The 22,307-nt window shown below is 44.2% G+C and carries 22 protein-coding genes; 7 read left to right on the forward strand and 15 right to left on the reverse strand.

The window, feature by feature from the left end:
- Positions 1–5: 5 nt before the first annotated feature.
- The 14 genes from BN8899_RS05980 to BN8899_RS06045 form a co-directional block, all read right to left on the reverse strand.
- Complete coding sequence (locus BN8899_RS05980) at positions 6–704, reverse strand: hypothetical protein (RefSeq protein ID WP_065218707.1); 699 nt, start codon at positions 702–704, stop codon at positions 6–8.
- A gap of 19 nt (positions 705–723) precedes the next feature.
- The gene (locus BN8899_RS05985) at positions 724–2,112 is read right to left on the reverse strand and encodes a hypothetical protein (protein ID WP_065218708.1); all 1,389 of its coding nucleotides are present in this window, start codon (positions 2,110–2,112) and stop codon (positions 724–726) included.
- A 596-nt stretch (positions 2,113–2,708) separates the two neighbouring features.
- Positions 2,709–3,308, reverse strand: a complete 600-nt coding sequence (locus BN8899_RS05990) for a sigma-70 family RNA polymerase sigma factor (RefSeq protein ID WP_231932278.1) — start codon at positions 3,306–3,308, stop codon at positions 2,709–2,711.
- Positions 3,309–3,350: 42 nt separating this feature from the next.
- Positions 3,351–3,953 carry a rhomboid family intramembrane serine protease gene (locus BN8899_RS05995; protein WP_065218710.1) on the reverse strand — a complete coding sequence of 201 codons (603 nt, stop codon included), beginning with the start codon at positions 3,951–3,953 and terminating at the stop codon, positions 3,351–3,353.
- Between the two features lie 20 nt (positions 3,954–3,973).
- Positions 3,974–4,588: a murein L,D-transpeptidase catalytic domain family protein gene (locus tag BN8899_RS06000; protein ID WP_231932280.1), complete on the reverse strand. Its 615-nt coding sequence runs from the start codon at positions 4,586–4,588 to the stop codon at positions 3,974–3,976.
- 101 nt (positions 4,589–4,689) lie between these two features.
- Positions 4,690–5,607 (reverse strand): L,D-transpeptidase, encoded by a 918-nt coding sequence (locus BN8899_RS06005; protein ID WP_065218711.1) that lies wholly within the window; start codon positions 5,605–5,607, stop codon positions 4,690–4,692.
- A 143-nt stretch (positions 5,608–5,750) separates the two neighbouring features.
- The gene (locus tag BN8899_RS06010) at positions 5,751–6,206 is read right to left on the reverse strand and encodes an ATPase (RefSeq protein ID WP_065218712.1); all 456 of its coding nucleotides are present in this window, start codon (positions 6,204–6,206) and stop codon (positions 5,751–5,753) included.
- A gap of 43 nt (positions 6,207–6,249) precedes the next feature.
- Positions 6,250–8,085: a V-type ATP synthase subunit I gene (locus BN8899_RS06015; RefSeq protein WP_082986927.1), complete on the reverse strand. Its 1,836-nt coding sequence runs from the start codon at positions 8,083–8,085 to the stop codon at positions 6,250–6,252.
- A 15-nt stretch (positions 8,086–8,100) separates the two neighbouring features.
- Entirely contained in the window at positions 8,101–8,691 is a 591-nt protein-coding gene (locus BN8899_RS06020) for a V-type ATP synthase subunit D (protein WP_026207866.1), read from the reverse strand.
- A 35-nt stretch (positions 8,692–8,726) separates the two neighbouring features.
- Positions 8,727–9,107 (reverse strand): four helix bundle protein, encoded by a 381-nt coding sequence (locus BN8899_RS06025; protein WP_018339430.1) that lies wholly within the window; start codon positions 9,105–9,107, stop codon positions 8,727–8,729.
- A 45-nt stretch (positions 9,108–9,152) separates the two neighbouring features.
- Positions 9,153–10,475, reverse strand: a complete 1,323-nt coding sequence (locus tag BN8899_RS06030; protein WP_018339431.1) for a V-type ATP synthase subunit B — start codon at positions 10,473–10,475, stop codon at positions 9,153–9,155.
- Positions 10,476–10,558: 83 nt separating this feature from the next.
- Positions 10,559–12,319 carry a V-type ATP synthase subunit A gene (locus tag BN8899_RS06035; protein ID WP_065218714.1) on the reverse strand — a complete coding sequence of 587 codons (1,761 nt, stop codon included), beginning with the start codon at positions 12,317–12,319 and terminating at the stop codon, positions 10,559–10,561.
- Positions 12,320–12,383: 64 nt separating this feature from the next.
- A complete protein-coding gene (locus tag BN8899_RS06040; RefSeq protein ID WP_065218715.1) occupies positions 12,384–13,220 on the reverse strand; it encodes a DUF2764 family protein in 837 nt (278 codons plus the stop codon).
- 76 nt (positions 13,221–13,296) lie between these two features.
- Positions 13,297–13,905 carry a V-type ATP synthase subunit E gene (locus tag BN8899_RS06045; RefSeq protein WP_065218716.1) on the reverse strand — a complete coding sequence of 203 codons (609 nt, stop codon included), beginning with the start codon at positions 13,903–13,905 and terminating at the stop codon, positions 13,297–13,299.
- Between the two features lie 413 nt (positions 13,906–14,318).
- On the opposite strand from BN8899_RS06045, the gene BN8899_RS06050 reads away from it, so the two are divergent.
- Positions 14,319–15,215: a LysR substrate-binding domain-containing protein gene (locus tag BN8899_RS06050; RefSeq protein ID WP_018339435.1), complete on the forward strand. Its 897-nt coding sequence runs from the start codon at positions 14,319–14,321 to the stop codon at positions 15,213–15,215.
- Position 15,216: 1 nt separating this feature from the next.
- On the opposite strand, the gene BN8899_RS06055 is transcribed toward BN8899_RS06050, so the two are convergent.
- Entirely contained in the window at positions 15,217–16,392 is a 1,176-nt protein-coding gene (locus tag BN8899_RS06055; protein WP_018339436.1) for a multidrug effflux MFS transporter, read from the reverse strand.
- A 173-nt stretch (positions 16,393–16,565) separates the two neighbouring features.
- On the opposite strand from BN8899_RS06055, the gene BN8899_RS06060 reads away from it, so the two are divergent.
- The 6 genes from BN8899_RS06060 to BN8899_RS06085 all read left to right on the forward strand — a co-directional run bounded on the left by BN8899_RS06060 (position 16,566) and on the right by BN8899_RS06085 (position 22,299).
- Positions 16,566–17,435, forward strand: a complete 870-nt coding sequence (locus BN8899_RS06060) for a helix-turn-helix domain-containing protein (protein ID WP_018339437.1) — start codon at positions 16,566–16,568, stop codon at positions 17,433–17,435.
- A gap of 67 nt (positions 17,436–17,502) precedes the next feature.
- Positions 17,503–18,444, forward strand: coding sequence for a YeiH family protein (locus tag BN8899_RS06065; RefSeq protein WP_065218717.1), 942 nt, complete (start codon positions 17,503–17,505; stop codon positions 18,442–18,444).
- Between the two features lie 201 nt (positions 18,445–18,645).
- On the forward strand, positions 18,646–19,791 hold the full coding sequence (locus BN8899_RS06070; RefSeq protein ID WP_065218718.1) for a COG1470 family protein: 1,146 nt from the start codon (positions 18,646–18,648) through the stop codon (positions 19,789–19,791).
- A gap of 3 nt (positions 19,792–19,794) precedes the next feature.
- Positions 19,795–20,535, forward strand: coding sequence for an ABC transporter ATP-binding protein (locus tag BN8899_RS06075; protein WP_018339440.1), 741 nt, complete (start codon positions 19,795–19,797; stop codon positions 20,533–20,535).
- The gene (locus tag BN8899_RS06080) at positions 20,528–21,484 is read left to right on the forward strand and encodes an ABC transporter permease (protein WP_065218719.1); all 957 of its coding nucleotides are present in this window, start codon (positions 20,528–20,530) and stop codon (positions 21,482–21,484) included. Before BN8899_RS06075 ends, BN8899_RS06080 begins: the two co-directional genes overlap by 8 nt.
- 149 nt (positions 21,485–21,633) lie before the next feature.
- Complete coding sequence (locus BN8899_RS06085) at positions 21,634–22,299, forward strand: MotA/TolQ/ExbB proton channel family protein (protein WP_065218720.1); 666 nt, start codon at positions 21,634–21,636, stop codon at positions 22,297–22,299.
- Positions 22,300–22,307 lie beyond the last annotated feature (8 nt).

Raw genomic sequence — 22,307 nt, forward strand, 5'->3', positions numbered from 1 at the left:
TTTCATTACTCGCCAAACGACATATCCCTCTCCATTATCGGAAAATAATTCCTATAGAATCCATTAACACAACACTCTTTCACCAGACCGTAAGTCATCATCGAAGGATAACTAATCGCCGGCATTTTATCTTCACCCAAGTATATTCCAATATACTTTAAAAACTCATATTCTTCTATCGTCGTTAATGGCAAATACACGTAATTCGGTATGCCCCACCGCCCTGCACGAGGATTGAAAAAGAAATAATCTCCCGCTTGTACGGATAATCCTCCAGCATTGCCATGCACTAACACTCGAGTTTTATCAGGTGCCAATGAATCCAAGTACAAATTATATTCAGCCATTTGTAACAACAACTTCCCTTTCCCGTCGCTATATACACAAGAACGTTTCTGCCATCCATAACGAAGTTCCGCCATATTTTCAGATCGCCAACGCACAGTAGAAATTCCCCTGAAATCTCGATCTACCAATATCCCGGTAGAATCTTTATATGAAGGATGATGAAAAAGGATATTTACCACCCGTTTCAAACTATCACGTGATACATGAAACACGTAACTATTAGGATTCATTCCCTCCCCCCACTTCCGGACATCTTCGTATCGACGATTCTCGAAACAATCGCCAACACCAAAAAATGCAATTATCGTCACCACTACATAAAAAGTGTACCTTAGAACAGTCTTCAATTTTCCCATAAAAATATTATATTAGTTATTAATACGGCGGTCCTAATGGTCCATTTTCACCCAATAACCACTGATAAAAAATTTCAGTCAGTCTAGTCCTTATCTCCTCTTCTGTCAAATTTGGATTTATATCAACAACTTTTACAAATATCTCCTCTACAGCCAAAGCCGCTAAATCCATTTTATCTCCATGAAATACACAATTTTCAAATAGATGTGGGAAATAGTACCATACATTATTTTTCCAAACTTTCAAAGCATGAGCCGGACTATATATATCCATTATCGGATGTAAAGCCTCTCCTAAAGAAAATAAATCCTCTTGTACAATAAAAGAATAAGATTCTTCAACAAAAAAAACTCTCATCAATTCAATAGCTTCCTCTTCAGTCTGATTCTCTTCTCTCATTGCATGTTTATACGCAAACTCTACATCTTGTACCTCATCCACAGCAGCACTTCCTGCCGCCATATATTCTAACCAAATCTCGCTCAAATTAAGTTTATCCACAACTTTCTTCAAAATACTATTATGTCCAGATTCCCACCATTCCACTCTCACTTCTCCTTCAAAATAACCATTCCCCGAAACGGTATTTCCTCCTAAAATTGGATCAAAATCAGTAGGAGGAAAATTCTCGGACATCTCTGGAATATATGACGTATAAAGATTACTTGCTATATTACTTGCATCATAAAGAGCCTCTCTCAGACAATATACATAAGTACACGTATTCTTCACTGGAACATGAGCCCAAATATTAATAATATCTTGTATTTCTAATATACTAAATTCAGAATATCGTTTCCCCATATCCATCCCTGACGATATAATCAAACGACACACATCATCATACCGATAATTGTGACCGAACTGATAGCCATAATACTTATTCTCAAGAACTTCAATTGTCGATTTTACATAAGCCCGCAACTCAGGACTATCATAAAAACCAACCATTGCAATTAAATCCGAATAATAATCTCGCCATGCCATATCCCAATTATTTCTTACATTACATACGTAATCAGCATACGGGTATAATTCACACACTCCCCAATCGTGTATAATACGAGAAGAAGGCATCCTGTGATTTTCATCAACATATTTGATAATATATGCCAAAAGATTATCACATTGTTTATTTTCCCCATACAATTTTATCGATTTCAAAACCTCTGTACGCTTTAATCTACTTGAATTCGAAAGATGCGACATTTCATTATAAACCGAACAAATCTCAACAAATCTCTCATCTGCACAAAACTCTCCATACCGAGTATCGTCTATTTTCAAAAATTCTTCGATAGGAGAACCTCCCGCCTCTTTTTCCCAAAAAGCATTTTCAATAGAATGGTCATGACAAGCGACAGCACCCAAGAAAAAGAAGGTCAATAAAACAATTTTCTCTTTCATAAAACATGTTATTAGCTCTGATTAGTAAATAAATTTTCATCTATAAGTCATGTAAATATCCTCACAACCTATAATCACAATACCGTTCAAGAGCAAAAATCATTGACTCGACAACAAACTTTTTTCAAAGAAAAATAATTCACTCAAGAAAACTCACTCGAAATCTATACTCAAATATTTTTTCTATTTCCTCCTCGACCGACAGAAATCGCCTTCTACAAATAAAGAGATAAGTAAGCAATCGCTTATCTATCTCTTTTCACATTCTTAACATTTTCCTTTCAAAAACCTTCCCGAAGGTCTTTGAAAGGACTTTGAAAGGAGTTTAAAAGGACTTTGTTCCCTGTCTTCACCGGGATTACACCCTGTCTTCACCGAAAGTTCATCGAGTATCACCAATCTTTTGTACCATATTTGCATTTTCATCATCTTTCATTTTTAAATCAACGATACAAAAATACCTACCCAATCTTTCGTCTACAATAAAATGACACAGATAACCAAATAACTTTATAAACATCCAAAAATCTGACACAAACGTCCCAGTACGAAATCTCATATATTGAGATTTGTCAACAAATCATATGCATACAAGATCATTGACGCAAAAGCAATTTTTTTTCAAGGAAAAATAAATACACGGCAATTTCATCCTTATTATCAGCCTGTTGCCGTAAGATTTTTAATGCTTTTACCAAAAGAGAATTAACAGTGGCGACCGAAATACCCAATTCTTCGGCAACCTCTTTATATTTCATGCCTTTCAAATACACGCACCGGATGATCTCCCGCATGCGGGGAGGTAATTTCTCGATCTCCGCCTCTACACGCCGGAACACCTCTTCCTCGAAACTATCATATTCTTCCCATGGGCTCTCGTAACGAGCCACATCACAAGCTCGTGCCAACGGATCGATTTTATCCAACTGATTCAATGACAAATTCCGCACGGAAGTAAACAGATAGGATTTCAGAGTATCAGGCAACAAATTATCCGCAAGCGACTTCTCCCACAACTTCACGAAAAAATCTTGCACCACATCCTCCGCGCGCTGCGTATCATGCAAAAAGGTAGCCCCCCAAACCACCAACGGCTTGTAGTATTCCTTGAAGAGAAGCTCCATCCCGCCTATCTTCCGCACCTTCAACAACGCACAAATCTCCTGATCTATCACTCGCATATCTATTTCTTGCACTTGGAATTACAAATATAGAGTTTTTTTACTCTCTATCGTCGCCTAATGTCGCAAAAGTTGCTGAATAAATACTTGTAACAATCCGGGTTCCAACAAGATCGGGAAAACGAACCCGTATACAGCCCCGTAAAAGTGAGCGTTATGATTGATATTATCCCCTCCCCGTTTCGCCATATACTGGCAATACCACAAATAAACGAAACCGAACACGATGCCGGGAATAGGAATTGCCGCGAATAAATAAATTTTATCCCACGGATTCAAAAAAATAGCGGTAAACAACACTGCCGACACGGCTCCCGAAGCCCCGATAGAAGTATAATAACGATTATCCCGGTATTTCCACAAGTCATAGAGCGAAGCCGCTATCATCCCCCCGAAATAAAGAAGTATAAAACTTCCCCCGCTAAAACCCATGTAAGAAAAAGCCTTTTCCACGTACTGCCCGAAAGAAAGGAACGTGAACATATTCACGAACAAATGAACCCAATCCGCGTGTACAAACCCATGAGAAATAATGCGGTACCATTCGTTAGCGTGTACCATCCGGTAAGGCGAATAAGACAACTTGTTAAACAACGAGCCGTTGCTGAAACAAGCTATCGATACCACCACCGTGGCTATAAGTATAGCGTAAGTTATCATATCCAATATTTAAAATTAAATCACAACTTGTTCACAAGATCACTTTTAAGATCCGATTCTTTGGCAAAAACAGTCCGCTCGGTATAAGTCTTATCATTCCCATGAATATATAAAAGCGTTCCATCCTTTATCGCATCTATAATTTGTTTGCTCACTGCCGGAGGCAATGCCGGACATCCCAGGCTACGCCCCAAACGACCGCATGACCGGATTGTAGACGGATCCGCGTAAGTAGCCCCATGCATAACAATCGCTCTTTCCTTTGCCTTATCGTTGATTCCTTTTTCCAACCCATCAAGCACCAGCGAGTACCCGTTCTTCCCGTAATACGTGTTTTCCGTCCGGTAGAACCCCAAAGAACTCTTGTAAGAACCTTCCCGGTTGGAAAATGAAGTTGCATACTTCTCCCCGCTATTGCGCCCATGCGATACGTAAGAAACGTACATCAGCTTCTTTAGTGTCAAATTAATCACGTACAAACGTTTTTCGGTTGAAGGTTTCGAGAAATCTATCAACGTGAGAATATCCTTTGTCAAAGAATCCGTTTGGTTGAATCCGGCAACAGCCCGTTCAAAAATGACGTAATCCACGATCCCCTCCAACCCAATTTCATGATAAAGAGTCCGGCTATTCATAGGCACGTGTTTCTCCGATGCGACACAGGAAAGCGTTCCCCAACAAGTAAAGCCAATCACAAAAAACATGAACAATGCACGCATAAAAAACATCATTTATATCAATCAAATACAATTACCAAAGTATTATCCACTTCCGCCCAATCATACATGAACTTGGCATGCGACGTGGCATTTCTCACGCACATATGTGACCGAGGCGTTGTCCCGAGCGTCCAACTGAACTCTACCAGCTCGTGGTGCGGATAGTTCACCGGAACACCATGCAAATAAGCACCCCCGGTAAAACGGATAGCGTATGGCGCAAATCCACCTTTTTCATCCGACCCATCCTTCAGAAATAACATTTCCGTCAATTTTCGTTGTATGAAATAAATCCCCGGAGGTGTCGGTTGCTGGTAGGGAGGTCTGTTGGCTCCCGTTGTGACCGGGTTCATACTTCTCACCAACCACGTATCTCCATCTTGTTCCAAAGTCGCAATATTCTGGTTCGTTCGGTCAACAAATATAACTTTTTTAATTGAAAGAGGTCCTATCAGCTTCATGTATTTTTTAGGCACGTGCCACACGCCTCCGAAAGTAGCCGGAATAATCTGAAAATAATCGGCACTATCACTGATCACGGAAACATAAGCCCCGTCCCTCCCGTAACGGAACGGCATCTTCACGTCATCCAAGCGATACAAGGGTATCCCTTGGTAACGATTCACCCCGAAAGTATCCCGAATCTGCCCGTATTTATCAGTCACGTATTTCCCCGTCAAAGGAGCTATCCCATTCTGGTTTTTATAATTCATTAACACCCCGTATCCGTCATTTCGTTCCTGAAAAGCCTCAAGAGTATCTAGAAATGCCGAAATTTTATCCCATTGAAAACACCGTTCCTGCTTCCCGTACTTGTACGTGTCCGCCAAAGTATGCTGGTCATACAACAACTTCTTCTTTATCCTCTCGGCATTCCCTTCTACCCCCAACCACGCGAAAAGCAGAACCAAACCATAACGTATCATCCAAGTCATATTCTTTCAACATTAACATTCAAATGATAATACGTTATAAAATGCGTTTTGTTTTACATCAAAAACTCCTGTAACAAGATTAAAAATGAGGTTGCCTCACGACAACCTCATCTATCTATAAAATATGAAATAAAATTACTTATTTATGCAGGAATCAATCCCGTAATCAAGATCAATACCAACAATCCCAAGATAGCGTACAACTCCGGGAACACGGCTAATACCATAGTCGTACCGAACACGTTGTAACCGCTACCGATAGCCACGATACCGTTAGCACATACCTGAGCCTGGCGGATAGCCGAGAAGAACGCTACCAAACCAAGACCTAATCCGGCTCCGAAGATGGCAGAAGCAGGTCCCCAGCCCATATCCACGTTCGTCAGGAAGCTACTCAACAGGAAGTATCCCACGAAACCGTACAACCCTTGTGAAGAAGGCAACGCGGACAAACCGATATACTGACCGGAAGCGGTCGGATTTTTCTTTAAAGCACCCACAGCTGCATTACCACAAATAGTAACCCCATAAGCACTACCGATACCAGATAATGCCACCATCAACGCAATACCTAAATAAGCTAATAAAATTGGTTCCATAATTCTAATCTATTTAATTTGTTATTTTTATAATCTTTGTTTTCTAATCATTTACTTTTTTTCTAAACGGCTCGTATTGTTTACCACCGCCTTCAAAACCGGCATTCTTGTAGAATTCCACGAAAGTCAAACGCATCGGGTGCACGAACGAACTGATCATACACAAACCGAAGTTAATCGAGTGACCGATAATCAAGATCAGGAATACCGCGATAAACTTTACAACGACAGGCAATCCGTCCGTGAGTTGGAATGCCAACGTGTTGAACACTCCTCCCAAAATACTACCCGTCAACCCAATAGCGAACAGACGAATATACGAAAGCGTATCTCCCAGCAATCCCGTTGCCATATTGTACGTTCCCCACAACCCGGAGCCAAAATTCGAGAAAACACCCTTTCCCGGCGAGTTGTAGAAATAGATCGTGAGCGCACAAAGTCCCAAAAGTACGTAAAGCACATACTTCAAAACTTCCGGAATCACCACCTTCAACATCGGCAGACCGATCAGCACACCCAACAAGATGATCGCACCAACCCAGCCTAACGTGGATACCGCATATTTAAACCCGAACTGTTTCGTGATCCTCGCCGCACTCAAGCACATACCGTAAAGGATTTGAATAATACCCACGGCTACGGCAATAATCATCATCGGATTATAACCACCCAAGTATTTTCCATAATTCGCTTCCGTCAGGAACAATGACTTCACGCCTGCCAACCAAGACCATTCCACGCTATCCAAAGCGATACCGAAGAATGAACCTGTCAGCAACCCGACTACCACGGTCATGATACCCAAGTATTGCCCCAGCACGAGATATCCTTTTATCGAGGGAGAAGCCTTCCGCCCGAGAATAAAACAAACCAGCCAGATAATCAATCCATACCCGCCGTCACCCATACACATTCCGAAGAACAACATAAAGAAGGGTGCTAGGAAAGGCGTCAAATCCAACTCCTTGTACTGCGGCAAGGCAAACATCTTCGTCACCGGCTCAAACAACCTCGAATAAGCGTTATTCTTCAATTGCACGGGCACATCATCCTCAGGTGTCGGTCTCGTAAACTCGAAGTACACATCCCTCGTTTCGAGGAAGCTTCTCATCTCAGCTTCCCGTTCCATGGGAATCCATCCCTCGAGCGCAATAACCTTTTCGTCCACGAATGCCTGTACGGCATCTTCCACTTTCAGTTTATCCGCCACCTCCGTAATACGCAAACGATAAGTCTTCAACCGATCTATCGCATCTTGAGAAATCGCATCCAACTCTTCGCCGATTTTCACTAATTCCTCCCGCAAACCCTTGATTTGTTTTTTCAACTCGTCCAGTGTAGCCAGGGGAAATACATAAGGATCAGCCTCTAATTCCAGCTTCATTCCCGCGGGAGTAACCGTGACAAAATACTTCTGCCCCATCATTTCACTAATAATAATGGCATCATACATTGCCTCCCATTCCTCCTGGTACTTTTGTTCCGGCACCGAAAAGAAATGGAATTCCCATCCCGCGGCTTCCAGCTTTTGGATTGTTTCCCGGGAGAACTGACCCCACGGGCGATAAGCGGCATAATCTTTCTCCAAACCGACCAATTGTTGCTCGATCTGTTCTTGTCTGCTATATAAACTTTCCAGGTAATCCAGCAAATGCTCGTCGTCCGCTTTCACTTTTTCTATCCGCTCCACGTCATTCCGACTCTGCATATGCGTGATCATCTCCCCGGCACGTTTGATTAACATCAACTTAGCCTGCAGATCCGTATCCTCTGCCGATCGTTCCGTATTCTCATGAATATGAACCATTCCCTTTTCCCGGAGTTCTCCGAGAAACGTTTGATATTCCTTGTAAAATATCAACAGGGATAATTTCATCATTGGTACTATCATTGGCTATTCCTCCATCAATTTACGGTTTTTCACGATCTTCTGCGACGACTTGGACAGATTTTCCTCGTCCTCCAGGAAACGCTTAATCTTACGAATAGCCTCCTGGTAACCCGGTATCTGCACCTTCTCGTACAAGTTCACCTTCTGCGTGGTCTTTTTTCTCGCTTTATCGAGCAACTCCATTTTTCTAGCGAAAAACTCTCTCTCCAAAGCGATACTCACCACTTTCTTGATGTACTCCACTCCGTCAAGGAGCCATCCCGGTTGGTTGAACAAGCTGAAATCCTTCACCTCGTAGTCCACCCCATCCAGAACGGGCGTCTTCACCCCGGCGATCTTCTTCACCGACATCCTCACATCCTTCACGACAAGTATATCTTCCTTGTACTCGTCGTAAAGTTGCAGCATATCGTTCAGCGAATTCAGCGTTTCCTCCAACTTCACACTAAACTCATCCGCCACCTGTTTCGCTTTCTTCACCTCCGACCGCAAAGCCGACTCCTTGTTTTTGATGGTAGGCAATGCCCGTACTCGCATCTTCAATTGCTTATCCAGCCCCTGAAGCGAAGTTTTATTATATTGAAACCTTATCACCTTACCAATTTTTAATTTATTCTGTGATTTGCGATTTAGTGATTCTGTGATTCACGCTCTTTGTTAAGACTTATACTTTTAGTCCTAATTGAAGCAACAATCATAGCCACTAATTCATTTATCTCTTTCTTGAGCACACTCAACTCATCTGCCTTCAACAATTCAGATTCCTCGATAATCTCAAGCCAGTAAGCCGTTTCATCTGCTTCCTCTTCCACTATTCTCATTTTATTGATAAAATCCTTGTCCGATTTAGCACGACAAACAGCTCTATAATTAGCACCGACAGACAAAGCTGAACGCAAAATCTGATCTTTCACAACCCAAGCCAACCGTGTTTCCGGAAACTTCTCTGTCATCCGAATAACCGCCAGTCCAAATTGTTTTGTTCTACGTTTAAACTCTATCTGGTTCATAACATTACATTCTACTAATCAAATAATCACTTAATCGGCAATCACTTAATCACTAAATTTTCCAAACTCTTCCACGATTTCCTGCTTGATACCCAATTCCGCTTTATTAAAGTATTTGCGGAACAGCTCCCACGCAGTATCCAACATTTGTTCGACACTGATGTTTACGTCGATAGCAAGCAAGCTGTTGGAATACTCTTTCGCAAAATCCAGGGTACGGCGGTCGTAATCCGTCAAGTCGAAACCGTTTTCCATCTTCGTGCGGGCATTAGCTGCATCGGCGTACAGACGGATAGCGGCATTCATCACTTGCGGGTGATCCTTCCGGGTTTTCTTACCGATCACGAGCTGCTTCAAACGAGACAGGCTTCGGAACGGGTCTACGATAACCTTACCAATTTCCGTATCTTTACGCAAGAACAACTGTCCTTCGGTAATATACCCCGTGTTATCCGGGATTGCGTGAGTAATATCACCTCCGGACAACGTGGTCACAGCGATAATCGTGATAGAACCTCCGGCAGGGAATTGCACCGCTTTCTCGTAAATCTTCGCCAAATCCGAGTACAAAGAACCCGGCATGGAATCCTTCGACGGGATCTGGTCCATACGGTTGGACACTATACTCAAAGCATCGGCATACAACGTCATATCTGTCAGCAACACCAGTACCTTCTCGTTCTTCTCCACCGCAAAATACTCGGCTGCCGTCAACGCCATATCCGGAACCAACAAACGTTCCACGGGAGGAGCCTCCGTCGTGTTCACGAAGCTGACAATACGGTCGAGCACCCCGGCATTATCGAACAGATTCTTGAAATACAGGTAGTCGTCGTTCGTCAAACCCATACCTCCCAAAATAATACGATCCGTTTGCGCTCTCAACGCCACGTTCGCCATAACCTGGTTATATGGTTGGTCGGGATCGGCAAAGAACGGAATCTTTTGCCCGGACACCAACGTGTTGTTCAAGTCGATACCGGCAATACCCGTTGCGATCAATTCAGACGGTTGTTTACGTCGAACCGGATTCACAGAAGGACCACCAATCTCTCTTTCTTCACCGTCAACTGCCGGTCCCCCGTCTATCGGCTCACCGAAAGCGTTAAAGAAACGCCCGCACAAATCATCACCCACCCTCAAGGTCGGAGCCTTACCCAAGAATGTCACTTCTGCATTCGTCGGGATACCCTCTGTTCCGGAAAACACCTGAAGGGTTATATCATTACCCCAAATCTTCACGACCTGTGCCAACCGTCCGTCAACAATCGCCAGCTCGTCATTCCCGACGCCCTGAGCATTCAACGTACACGTTGCCTTCGTGATCTGGGTAATCTTTGTATAAACTTTTTGAAAAGCAGTCGTCATACCTATTATATTTATTCTGTGATTCAGTGATTTCCGATTCGGTGATTTTACACCCAATCATCTAATCACCTAATCGCCAATCACTAAATTCGTTTTCTCTCGTTAATAATCTCGTTCACCTCTGCTTCGTATTTCTTGAAAGCATCAGATTGGAATTCGGAATAGTTCATCTGCTTGAATCCATTGATGATCCGTTTAAAGTAAGGATTTACTTCCTCGAACGTGTCAAAATTGAATTCGGAACGAACTACACCCAACACCATTTCCAACATATACTTCTGGCGCTCCATCGAGGTAGAACCATCAATATTGTCAAAAGCATCCTGTTGCAAGATCACGAAGTCGATCAACTCCGACTTCCAGTATACCACGTGATATTCCAATGGAACACCGTCATCTCCTAAAATATCGATCTGCTCGGCAGTTTCCCGTCCTCGTACCAATATATTACGAGCCTCGTTCACACCGTCAATCCACGTGTCGGAAATATTCTTCTTGGCAAACTCCACGAATTCCGGGTATTCCAGATACTTGGAATAAGACTCCAACGTGTCGATAGCCGGATAGCGTTTCGCATCGGCACGAGCCTGTGACAAAGCGTAAAAACAACGAGCTACCTTTTTCGTGGACTCCGTCACCGGTTCCTTCAAGTTACCTCCGGCAGGCGATACCGTTCCGATAAAAGTCACGGAACCCGTCTTACCGTTATTCAGGTACACCATCCCGGCACGAGCGTAGAAGTTAGAAATAATTGCAGACAAGTCCATCGGGAAAGCATCCTGCCCCGGCAACTCCTCCATACGGTTCGACATCTCGCGCAACGCCTGAGCCCAACGGGAAGTAGAGTCGGCAAGCAACAATACCTTCATACCCATGGAACGATAGTATTCCCCGATCGTCATTGCAGTGTAAACAGAAGCCTCACGGGCGGCAACAGGCATATTCGAGGTATTAGCGATGATTGTCGTTCTCTCGTACAGCTTGCGACCGGAACGAGGGTCTTCCAACTCGGGGAACTCGGTAAAGATTTCCACCACCTCGTTCGCACGCTCACCACAGGCAGCCATAATAATAATATCGGCATCGGCAAAACGCGACAAAGCGTGCTGCAACACCGTCTTTCCCGTTCCGAACGGTCCCGGGATAAATCCGGTACCCCCCTCGAGGATCGGGTTCATCGTGTCAATAACACGCACTCCTGTTTCCATCTGACGAGACGGACGCGGTTTATCCACATAATTACGGATAGCCACTTTCACCGGCCACTTCTGCGTCATAGTCACGGGCACGTCCTTCCCTGCCTCATCTTTCAATACAGCAATCGTGTCCATAATCGTGTATTCCCCGGCTCCCACGATAGAAGCCACGGTATACTCGCCTTTTAATTTAAAAGGCACCATTATTTTGTGGTCCAACCAGTTTTCCTTCACATTACCCAACCAATCGGCAGCCTTCACCTTGTCGCCGACCTTTGCCAACGGAGTAAAACTCCATTTTTTATCATTTTCCAGCGGGTTCGTGTACTCTCCACGTTTTAGGAACACCCCGGTCATCTTATCCAAATCGTTCTGAAGACCATCAAAATTCTTTGACAACAAGCCCGGACCCAACGTTACCTCCAACATATGATCCTCGAACTCCACCAAAGAACCGGGCTTCAATCCCCGGGTACTTTCAAAAACCTGCACATAAGCAATGTCCCCAACCACCTTGATGACCTCCGCCATCAATCGTTCGGCACCGAGCTGGATAAAACAGATCTCGTTCTGAGATACCGGTCCCTCGATACGCACAAGTACAAGGTTGGAAATAATACTATGAACTTTTCCTTGTGTTTTACTCATATTTCAATTTGTAAATTATTCTGATTCTTAAATCTCTTAATCGAAAATCCCTTAATCTCCCAATTTATTTAAATTCTTCCGCAAACTCGAAACTCCGCCTAAACTTATCGACGACTTCCATGAATACTTTTCGTCCCGATTCGGAGTTCATCTTACTCCACCTCTCGACGATCATCAGCTCAAGCATAAAACTCAACACCTTTTCCATGGAAAAATACTCGTAAACGACAGCCTCCTCGATGTAATCCCAAAGGAACAAATCCATTCCCCGTTCCCGTTCCACTAGATTCGGGTTATTCATCAACGAAAACACTTTCTCCGCGTAAGGGTACTCCATCCCCAAACCGAAATCTTTCGAGTTTGAAGTCCGCAAAGCCTTAGAAAAAGCGTTATCGCCAATAATCTCCGGGGCTATTTCCTTACCATACTTCCGACAAGTCAATGCATTCGTCAGATTCTTGATATTCATCGAGAATTCCGCATATTTCCTGACAAACTTGTTTCCACAACTCATCAGGTAATCGTAATACATCCAACTCAACACGTTCTCGGGCGAAACCTCGTATTTGAGGTGTTCTCCTTTGAAATCCGCGATAAATTGATTCAGGTAAGCAGGTAAAGAATTTTTCGGTTCGGCGATTTCGTCTTCCAGTTGTTGTAACGGGTATACTGTTTCAAGAGCGGTATCGGGTTCCATTTTATTCAGTAATCGAAGGACTTGCTTGTTATCGGCAGGAAGGAAAAAAAGATTCATCAGCTTCATGTCCTCCTTCTTCAAAGCCCCTTGCGCCAACTCCCGGAACCCATTCACGGACAACGATAATTTCCGATCGTCCAGAAAGACCTCCGGTAAACCCGCAATCAAACAGTAATAGTTATTCTTAAATACCATATTATTCATTCTGTGATTTTATGATTCAACGATTCCATGATTCTGTGATATATAACAATCGCCTAATCCGAAATCATTCAATCACTCAATCATTAAATAATAGTTTCTTTGTAAAGCCCTTGATGTACTGGTTAAAGAAAGCCTCGAACAATTTCTCCGAAAATGCTATCTGGAACCCTCCGTCTTTCGGTTGAATCACGAATCCTTCTTCCAGATTACCCACGTTCACCGCGAGTCCTTTATCCAGCAAATCTTTGTATTTTGCCGTCACGAATGATTCGAACTTATTTTTCTCGCCAGCAGAAAGAAGTATTTCCATATCCAGGTTTCCCCCGGCAACATCCCATTTCTTGACGATCGTCATCAACAGTTCCTGGATGAAAGCCTTCTCCTCGAATCCGACCTTGGCAACCTCTCCGGCAACATTCCCGGCAACGAGATTGGCGATCGCTTGCTTCAATGCCGTGATTGCCTGGCGGGCACTCAACGTCATCTCGGACTCGGCCTTCTTCTTCAGGTTAGCGACATCTGCCTCCGCATCGGCATTCATCTGATCAGCCTTCGCCTTCGCTTCGGCAACGATCTTTTCGGCCTCTTGCTTCGCTTGGTTGATGATATTCTCTGCCTCTTGGCGAGCTTTATCAACCCCCTCATCATAAAGCTTCTTGGTCAAAATATCTAATTTATTCTCCATAGTAAAAAAACGTATTATATATATTAATTTATTCTTCTTTCATCCAGATAATTAGAATTCAATAAATGTGCCAGTGTTCCAGAAAAACGGCGTCAAGATATTAAAAAACCTTCACAAAAACAAATATTTTCTCATATTCCAACGGTCTGCAAAAAGTACACGTAAGGAATTTAGTATAACGAAAAGCCGCACCATTTAGATGCGGCTCTTCCCTTGTTTAACTTTTCATTATTCCCCTCGTCGACGCTTATCTCATCGATGTTTGCACCATGCCACCCAAACCGAACCGATTACACCTTCGGGGTCGGATTATTCTATATCACCACCTCCCGATAAAACAATACCCGGAATAAATACTCGTTCAACCCAACAAATTATTACTACCTTTGACAAGAATTTCAACAAGTATAAAGATGCTAGACCACAAACTTACCATATTCTACCACGCCGCAAAGAACCTAAATACCACGAAAGCGGCGGAAATATTACGGATTTCCCAACCCGCCGTGTCCAAGAGCATCAAAGAACTGGAACGGGAAATGGGGCTAACCCTCTTCGAACGGGAAAAAGGAAGACTGGCACTCTCCCCTGCCGGAAAATACCTGCTGGAACAAAGCGAAGACCTTATCGAGCGGGAGCGTGCAATTACGTTCAACCTGCAACACATGAAAGAAGAGTTTTCCGGTACCCTCCACATCGGGGCGAGTACCACACTCTCACAATACATTCTACCCGAACTTTTAGCACAATTCCGGGAACGTTATCCCCAGATAAAGATCAACTTGATTAGCGGTAATACAGCCCAGATAGAGCAGGAACTCCTGAACCGCAACATTCAACTCGCATTCATCGAGGGTACTCCTTCACAATCGGACATCCATTACATCCCCTTCCTGAAAGACGAGATTGTACTGGTCACCTCGTCTAAAAACACGACACATGACTCAATTACCAAAGAACAACTAAAAGAATTAAAATTCGTGGTTCGGGAGAAAGGTTCAGGAACCTACAACATCATCCAACGCCATCTCTCCAACGCCGGGATTTCTGTCAACGAACTAAACCAACAAATGGTGATCGGGAGTACGGAAGGCATCAAACAATACTTGAAATACTCGGATTGCTACGCTCTGGTTTCCATCTTCTCCATCCGGGATCAATTGGCTTGTGGAATACTCAAAATCGTCGACATGGACGACCTTGAGATCACCCGAACCCTTTACGCCATCCACAAACAAGGACAGATAGACTCTTATGCCGAATTACTGTTAAGATTCTGCGAGGCTCGCAAGAAAATGATTCAAAAGTAAATCAGACATATTGTTCTTTCTTTTCCGCCCTCGGGCAAAAAAGAAAGGCGAACAAACTACACACGAATATAATAATACCCGTGGTCACGAACATATTACCGATTCCGACCAGCGGGGAAACAATACTCCCGAACAGAAACTGGAAGAAACCAAGTATTGCCGAGGCACAGCCCGAATTAGTCCTTTCCAAATCCAATGCGAGAGAAGTCGTTGGCGGCATAATCGTCCCAAAACAGAAAGCGAGCAAAACAAACATTCCCTCCACCACGAAAAAAGCCATCTCCATTATCAACGCTCCCGCGGTGAAGACGCTAAGTAACAAGAATAATTTAGTCATCCGTGACAAAACCTTCTGCTCATTTTTCAAGAAAGAAACCAGCACGCTCCCGATCACAATACAGAATGCATTTGCCCCGAAACATAAACTATAAAGCGCAGGGGACAGTTGATAATGTGTTTGAAAGATAAAAGGCGAAGCAGCGATATAAGCAAAGAACACCCCGAAAGCCAAAGATTGCGTAAGCACGTAGCGCATAAAACGCTGATTCTTTAAAATTGGAACAAAACCTTTCAAAGCAGAAAACGTGCTACCCTGAACACGTTTCTCCCTGGTATGTGATTCCCGAAAAGCAAAAGTCGTGAAAAACAAAATCATACCGAAGGCAAACAACACGGCAAAAATACCTCTCCAATCCGTCACGCTCATGAGTACTCCCCCCAGAATCGGCGCAGCGATAGGCGCAATGCCTTGTATCCCTGCAAGCAGGGAAAAGAACGTGGACAACTCCCGTCCCGTGTACAAATCCACGATAACGGAGCGGGCGATCACCACGCACCCCGCACCGAATATACCCTGCACGAGGCGAAAGAACAGAAAAAAATAAATCGTGGGAGAAAAAATACAAGCTACAGTCGCCAACGAAAACACCCCCAGCGAGAATGCCAACGGACGAACCCGCCCGTACTTATCACTGATCGGACCCAGGAACAATTGCCCAAGGGCAAGTCCCAGCATCCCAAATGTCAGGCTCAACTGCACCAGCGAAACCGATGTCCCGAAATATTCCTGTATCTGCGGGAATGCCGGCAAATACAAATCCGTCATAACAGGTCCGAAAGCTGTCAGCGAACCCGTGAAAAGTAGCAAGAAAAGTTTTGAATTTCTATTTTTTACCATAATCGTTAATTATTTCTTCATGTTATACAATATATCCATCTTTTTTCGAAGACAAAGATACCGAGATGTTCCCAACCAGTTATTTCCATTATCCGCTCGTCGTTGTCCATTTTGAGAACCAATCATTCGATAAATGATCTTTTTCCATTATTTTTGTACAAAAACAAGAATACATGGAGCCATTTTACATCACCACCCAAGAACCACTCGTAACCGGAACCTCCAACTTGGATATGTTCCTCGACCGTCCATTCAGGCTGGACAACGGGTTGATCCTGTTCTGCCGGAACGGTTCGGCAGAAATTGAGATTGATTTAAAAAAACATAAGGTTAGCCCCAATGCAGAGGTTGTGATTCTCCCGGCTACAATACTGTCAATAAACCACTTGTCAAAAGATTTTCAAGTAACCTATATTGCGTTCTCTAAGGCATTAATGGACGAAGTCTCCTTTCGCCTGGAAGCCCCCTTTTTCGGTTTCCTGAAAGATCACCCCGTGTGTACCCACGACGACAGGATGAGAATAGAACTCGTGAATGAACTGATAAACATGATTACCCTCGTGTACCGGGACTCCCGAAATATGTTCCGCACCCCCATCCTCAAGAACCTGTTGCAATGCTTCTTTCTGAATATGTACGACAAGACACAAAGATTCTTCACCCGGCAACAAAAGAAAGGACATGATCGAAGTGAGGAACTTTTCCACGCATTCATTTCCCTCGTGCAAAAGCATTGCATTCAACAAAAGGATGTATCTTTCTACGCCGACGAATTGTGTATTTCACCCCGTTACCTGTCGGTTATCACACGGAAAGTCACGAACGAATCGGCAAAAGAGATTATTGACAAACATATCACACTGGAAATAAAGGTATTGTTACAATCAACGGAAATGACTATCCAGGAAATTTCCAACCGACTGAATTTTCCCAACCAGTCTTACCTGGCACGCTATTTCAAAAGACACACGGGTAAAAGCCCGGTCGATTACCGGGATAAAAAAAGTAACGCTAACCCTATATCTTTAAGTAATACCCTCTGAATATTTCTTATTTCCAAAATTCATAGATTTAGAAGAATTTTGTACCGAACAAAATTTAAAATAGATCATGAACAAAATTCATCTGAACACAAACCAAAAAGAAGTACTCTTCATCGTTGCGATGTTTCTTGTACCTTTTCTTGATCCGGGCTTTGCCCTTTTATTAGGTTTAATATTATCTCTGACTATCGGTCACCCGTTCTTGGCTATCAATAGCCGGGTCACCCATATTCTTCTACAAATATCAGTTGTCGGCTTGGGATTCGGCATGAACGTGGGACAAGCCATCGAAGCCGGGAAAACCGGAATTCTGTTCACCATCGTTTCCATCGTGGTCACCATCGGACTGGGACTCTTCTTTACACGCAAACTGCGTGTCGCACGGGACACGGGGTTTCTCGTTTCCGGGGGTACAGCCATCTGCGGCGGAAGTGCTATTGCAGCTTTGGCACCAGTAATCGGGGCTAAAGACAAAGACATCACGGTTGCCATGGGAACCATCTTCATGTTAAACGCCGTAGCTCTATTCATATTCCCCCCCCTCGGGCGTTGGTTGGAAATGAACGACCATCAATTCGGATACTGGTGTGCCATTGCCATCCACGACACGAGTTCCGTGGTTGGAGCCGCCAAAACATACAGCAACGAAGCGTTGGTCATTGCTACCACGACCAAACTGATACGAGCTTTATGGATTATCCCGATATCGCTTATCGCCGCATTCTTTTACAACAAAGGAACAAACAAGAAATCAAAAATTTCGATACCTTATTTCATATTCCTGTACGTCATTGCCATGATCGTCGCAACCTATACCCCGCAATGGAACCATCTCTACACGGAGATCGTCAGCTTCGCCAAGGTAGGAATGTTGTTTACACTGTTCCTGATCGGCGCCGGACTTTCTAAAGATACAATCAAACAAGTCGGATTCAAACCAATCCTGCTCGGTATTGTCCTATGGATTTGTATCAGCACCTTGTCTGCCAGCGTGATCTTACTTCTCTGATTATTCTGTTCATTTTTTTCATTCATACATAAAGAGCCTGTCATAACAGGCTCTTTTTATTTCCTGCCACCCCGGGGATACCATAGCTTCTCCATAAACTTTTTTCCGATCTTTTAAAATTATATAATACTCATAGTAATTAAATTTGTAAGCGATGTAGTGAGAATAATAAATTAAATATCTAACGTAATTTTTACAACAATGCGTGCAAATTATTTAAGTCTGTTACTCATCCTGCTCACGGGAGTTCTTCCCTTCAAAATGCAGGCATCAGAACCCGAAAAAAAGGTGATTCTGTACACTCCCTACACGAAAATAGCCGTGCCGCCGGGAGAATCTATTAATTACAGTATTGACGTCATCAACAACAGCGACAAAGTAAAAAACGCCGACATTACCATCAAGGGAATGCCCCGGGGATGGAAGTACGAGATCAAAGCCGGAACGTGGATCGTGAACCAGCTCTCCGTACTCCCGAAAGAAAAAAAGAACTTCTCCCTGAAGGTAGACATCCCGTTGAAAGTAAACAAAGGCACCTACCGATTCACCGTCGCGGCAGAGGGGCTGGGCGAACTTCCCTTATCAATAACCGTTTCAAAACAGGGTACTTACCAAACGGATTTCACGACGAACCAACCCAATATGCAAGGGAACTCGAAATCGACTTTCACGTTCAACGCCACGTTGAAAAACCAAACCGCCGACCAACAACTCTACGCTCTTATGGCTCAAGCCCCCCGGGGGTGGAATGCGGTCTTCAAAGCTAATTACAAGCAAGCAACTTCCGCGCAAGTGGAACCTAACGCAACCCAAAACATCACGATAGACATTACCCCTCCCGCCAACGTGGAGGCAGGAACATACAAAATTCCCGTTCGAGCTGCAACTAGCACTACATCAGCAGACCTGCAACTCGAAGTTGTCATCACAGGTACTTACCAGATGGAATTAACCACTCCCCGCGGCTTACTTAGTGCCGAAATCACGGCAGGCGATACGAAACGCCTCGACCTCGTGATCAAAAACACGGGATCGGCAGAACTAAAAGACATCCAACTTTCCGCTAACAAACCCGCAGATTGGGAAGTTACATTCGAACCCGTGAAAATAGATCGTCTGAAAGCCGGGGAAACAGCCAATGCCGTTGCCATCGTGAAGGCATCCAAGAAAGCCCTTCCGGGGGACTATGTAACTAAGATCTCTGCCAAGACCCCGGAGGTCAACTCATCGGCAGATTTTCGTATTGCAGTAAGAACACCTATGATCTGGGGATGGATGGGTGTATTGGTCATTCTGGTTGCACTAGGATGCGTGTACTTCCTATTCCGCAAATATGGAAGGAGGTAAATCATGCACGAGCCTATCATAGAACTCCATGATTTAACCAAACAATACGGGAAATTCTCCGCTGTAGACCGTATCAACCTTACCGTACGCAAAGGAGAGATCTTCGGCATACTAGGACCGAACGGTGCCGGGAAATCCACCACAATACTAATGATGCTCGGGTTGACAGATCCCACCTCGGGCGACGTAAAAGTATGCGGTATCGACTCCACCCGAAATCCCATACAAGTACGGGAGAAGGTAGGGTACTTGCCCGAAGACGTGGGCTTCTACGACGACATGACCGGTATCGAGAACTTGCTCTATACAGCACGCCTCAACCGGATCGACGAGAAAAAAGCTCAGGCAAAAGCACGGGAATTACTCGAACGGGTCGGGTTACCCTTGGACACGAAGAAAAAGGCGGGAAAATATTCCCGGGGAATGCGGCAGCGACTCGGTCTTGCCGATGTATTAATCAAAAACCCGGAAGTCATTATCCTTGATGAACCCACGTCCGGAATAGATCCCGCCGGGGTACAAGAGTTCATGGATCTCATCCGGCAACTGAGAGACGAAAACGGGCTAACCGTGCTTTTCTCCTCCCACCATCTGGATCAAGTACAGCAGATCTGCGACCGGGTTGGATTGTTCGGAGGGGGAAAATTACTGGCAGAAGTAAACATCGAAGAACTGCAAAGCGAAGAACACGGGCTCGAGAATATGTATAACCGTTATTTCGGAGGAGGAAAAAGCCATGAATAAAATTCAAAGTCCGTTTTGGGTGATCGTCCGTAAGGAAGTTGCCGACCACGTCAGAAGTTGGAGGTTCATCATCTTGATTGCCATCATTGCGCTAACCTGCATGGGTTCACTATACACGGCACTGACCAACATCGGGGCTGCAATAAAACCCAATGATCCAGACGGTTCGTTTCTTTTCTTGAAACTCTTTACCGCATCTGACGGGACGTTGCCCTCTTTCGTGATCTTCATCAGCTTTCTGGGGCCCTTGCTCGGGATTGGATTAGGTTTCGATGCCATCAACTCCGAGCAAAACAAAGGAACGCTGAGCCGGGTACTATCCCAACCCATACACAGGGATTACCTCATTAATGCCAAATTCATGGGCGCCTTGATCGTCATCGGGGTTATGTTGCTAACGTTGGCACTGCTGGTCATGGGATTCGGGTTAATCGCCATCGGGATACCCCCAACAGCCGAAGAGTTCTCGCGTATTATCTGCTTTATCGGGGTAAGCATCGTTTACGTGGCATTCTGGTTAAATTTGTCGATATTCTTCTCGATCAAATTCAAACAGGCTGCCACCTCTGCACTGGCATGCATAGCAGTATGGTTGTTTTTCAGTGTATTCTACAACATGATTGTCAACCTGGTAGGGAAAGCCATCAGCCCCTCGGCAATGGCAAGCACGTACCAGATCATCAGTTACCAGAAATTCATGCTCAACCTGCTGCGTTTCGCTCCAAGTATGCTTTTCAACGAAGCTACCACCACGTTGCTGATGCCCTCGGTAAGAAGTCTTGGACCGCTAACAATGGAACAGGTGCACGGTGCAATCCCTAGTCCGCTGCCACTCGGGCAAAGCTTGATGGTAGTCTGGCCTCAACTCACGGGACTAATTGCTGCCACTGTAATCTGTTTCGCCCTATCTTATGCCTCATTTATGAGGAAAGAAATCAGATCCAGATAAGGAAACGAAAAGGCTAAAAGTTTCGTGATTGCCGATTTGATGATTTTGTGTTTAAAGAATCACCCTATTGGCAATCACTAAACTTTTACCTCTTATCTTTTAGTTTTTAACTTTAAGTTTTTATCTTCGCACGACAAAATGAAAAACGTATGGTGTACACAACATTTATAATCCTTGCCACCCCGGCAGCAGACACAGACATGAGCTTGTGGGGAATGGTTGTCAAAGGCGGCTGGCTAATGATCCCCATCTTTATACTCTCTATCATAGCTATTTACATCGCTTGCGAACGTTATTGGCTACTCCGCAAAACGGGTATAAATGATGCGACCTTCATGCAGAAAATTCGGGAATACATCCAAAACAACAACACCAAAGCCGTGCTCGCCGAATGTGAAGCAGAAGCAAGCCCGTTGGCAAAAACAATCGCCAAGGGAATCACCATGCAAGGGGAAATCCCGAGTGAAATCCGCCAGGCAATGGAAGACACCGCCAACTACGAGGTCGCCTTGTTGGAGAGAGGCCTGCCCACGTTAGCCACCTGTGCCGGAGTTGCCCCCATGATCGGTTTTCTCGGAACCGTGGTCGGCATGGTGCAAGCTTTCTATGATATGGCAATGGCAGGAAGTAACATTGACATCACTCTCCTGTCCAGAGGTATTTACACGGCAATGATCACTACCGTGGCAGGACTTATCGTTGGTATCATCGGACAGTTGGCTTATAACTTTCTAGTCGCAAGAATCGATAAAATCGTCCTCACCATCGAACACCACTCCTCCGAACTCATCGACCTTCTCCATCTAAAAAAATAACTTTAAAT

This window comes from Butyricimonas sp. Marseille-P2440 (assembly GCF_900091675.1).
Classification (GTDB): domain Bacteria; phylum Bacteroidota; class Bacteroidia; order Bacteroidales; family Marinifilaceae; genus Butyricimonas; species Butyricimonas synergistica.

Coding starts and splice junctions, on each gene's coding strand:
- BN8899_RS05980 (WP_065218707.1), bottom strand. CDS start 704: ATGGGAAAATTGAAGACTGTTCTAAGGTACACTTTTTATGTAGTGGTG.
- BN8899_RS05985 (WP_065218708.1), bottom strand. CDS start 2,112: ATGAAAGAGAAAATTGTTTTATTGACCTTCTTTTTCTTGGGTGCTGTC.
- BN8899_RS05995 (WP_065218710.1), bottom strand. CDS start 3,953: ATGATAACTTACGCTATACTTATAGCCACGGTGGTGGTATCGATAGCT.
- BN8899_RS06000 (WP_231932280.1), bottom strand. CDS start 4,588: ATGAATAGCCGGACTCTTTATCATGAAATTGGGTTGGAGGGGATCGTG.
- BN8899_RS06005 (WP_065218711.1), bottom strand. CDS start 5,607: ATGACTTGGATGATACGTTATGGTTTGGTTCTGCTTTTCGCGTGGTTG.
- BN8899_RS06010 (WP_065218712.1), bottom strand. CDS start 6,206: ATGGAACCAATTTTATTAGCTTATTTAGGTATTGCGTTGATGGTGGCA.
- BN8899_RS06015 (WP_082986927.1), bottom strand. CDS start 8,085: ATGATGAAATTATCCCTGTTGATATTTTACAAGGAATATCAAACGTTT.
- BN8899_RS06025 (WP_018339430.1), bottom strand. CDS start 9,107: ATGAACCAGATAGAGTTTAAACGTAGAACAAAACAATTTGGACTGGCG.
- BN8899_RS06030 (WP_018339431.1), bottom strand. CDS start 10,475: ATGACGACTGCTTTTCAAAAAGTTTATACAAAGATTACCCAGATCACG.
- BN8899_RS06035 (WP_065218714.1), bottom strand. CDS start 12,319: ATGAGTAAAACACAAGGAAAAGTTCATAGTATTATTTCCAACCTTGTA.
- BN8899_RS06040 (WP_065218715.1), bottom strand. CDS start 13,220: ATGAATAATATGGTATTTAAGAATAACTATTACTGTTTGATTGCGGGT.
- BN8899_RS06045 (WP_065218716.1), bottom strand. CDS start 13,905: ATGGAGAATAAATTAGATATTTTGACCAAGAAGCTTTATGATGAGGGG.
- BN8899_RS06050 (WP_018339435.1), top strand. CDS start 14,319: ATGCTAGACCACAAACTTACCATATTCTACCACGCCGCAAAGAACCTA.
- BN8899_RS06055 (WP_018339436.1), bottom strand. CDS start 16,392: ATGGTAAAAAATAGAAATTCAAAACTTTTCTTGCTACTTTTCACGGGT.
- BN8899_RS06060 (WP_018339437.1), top strand. CDS start 16,566: ATGGAGCCATTTTACATCACCACCCAAGAACCACTCGTAACCGGAACC.
- BN8899_RS06065 (WP_065218717.1), top strand. CDS start 17,503: ATGAACAAAATTCATCTGAACACAAACCAAAAAGAAGTACTCTTCATC.
- BN8899_RS06070 (WP_065218718.1), top strand. CDS start 18,646: ATGCGTGCAAATTATTTAAGTCTGTTACTCATCCTGCTCACGGGAGTT.
- BN8899_RS06075 (WP_018339440.1), top strand. CDS start 19,795: ATGCACGAGCCTATCATAGAACTCCATGATTTAACCAAACAATACGGG.
- BN8899_RS06080 (WP_065218719.1), top strand. CDS start 20,528: ATGAATAAAATTCAAAGTCCGTTTTGGGTGATCGTCCGTAAGGAAGTT.
- BN8899_RS06085 (WP_065218720.1), top strand. CDS start 21,634: ATGGTGTACACAACATTTATAATCCTTGCCACCCCGGCAGCAGACACA.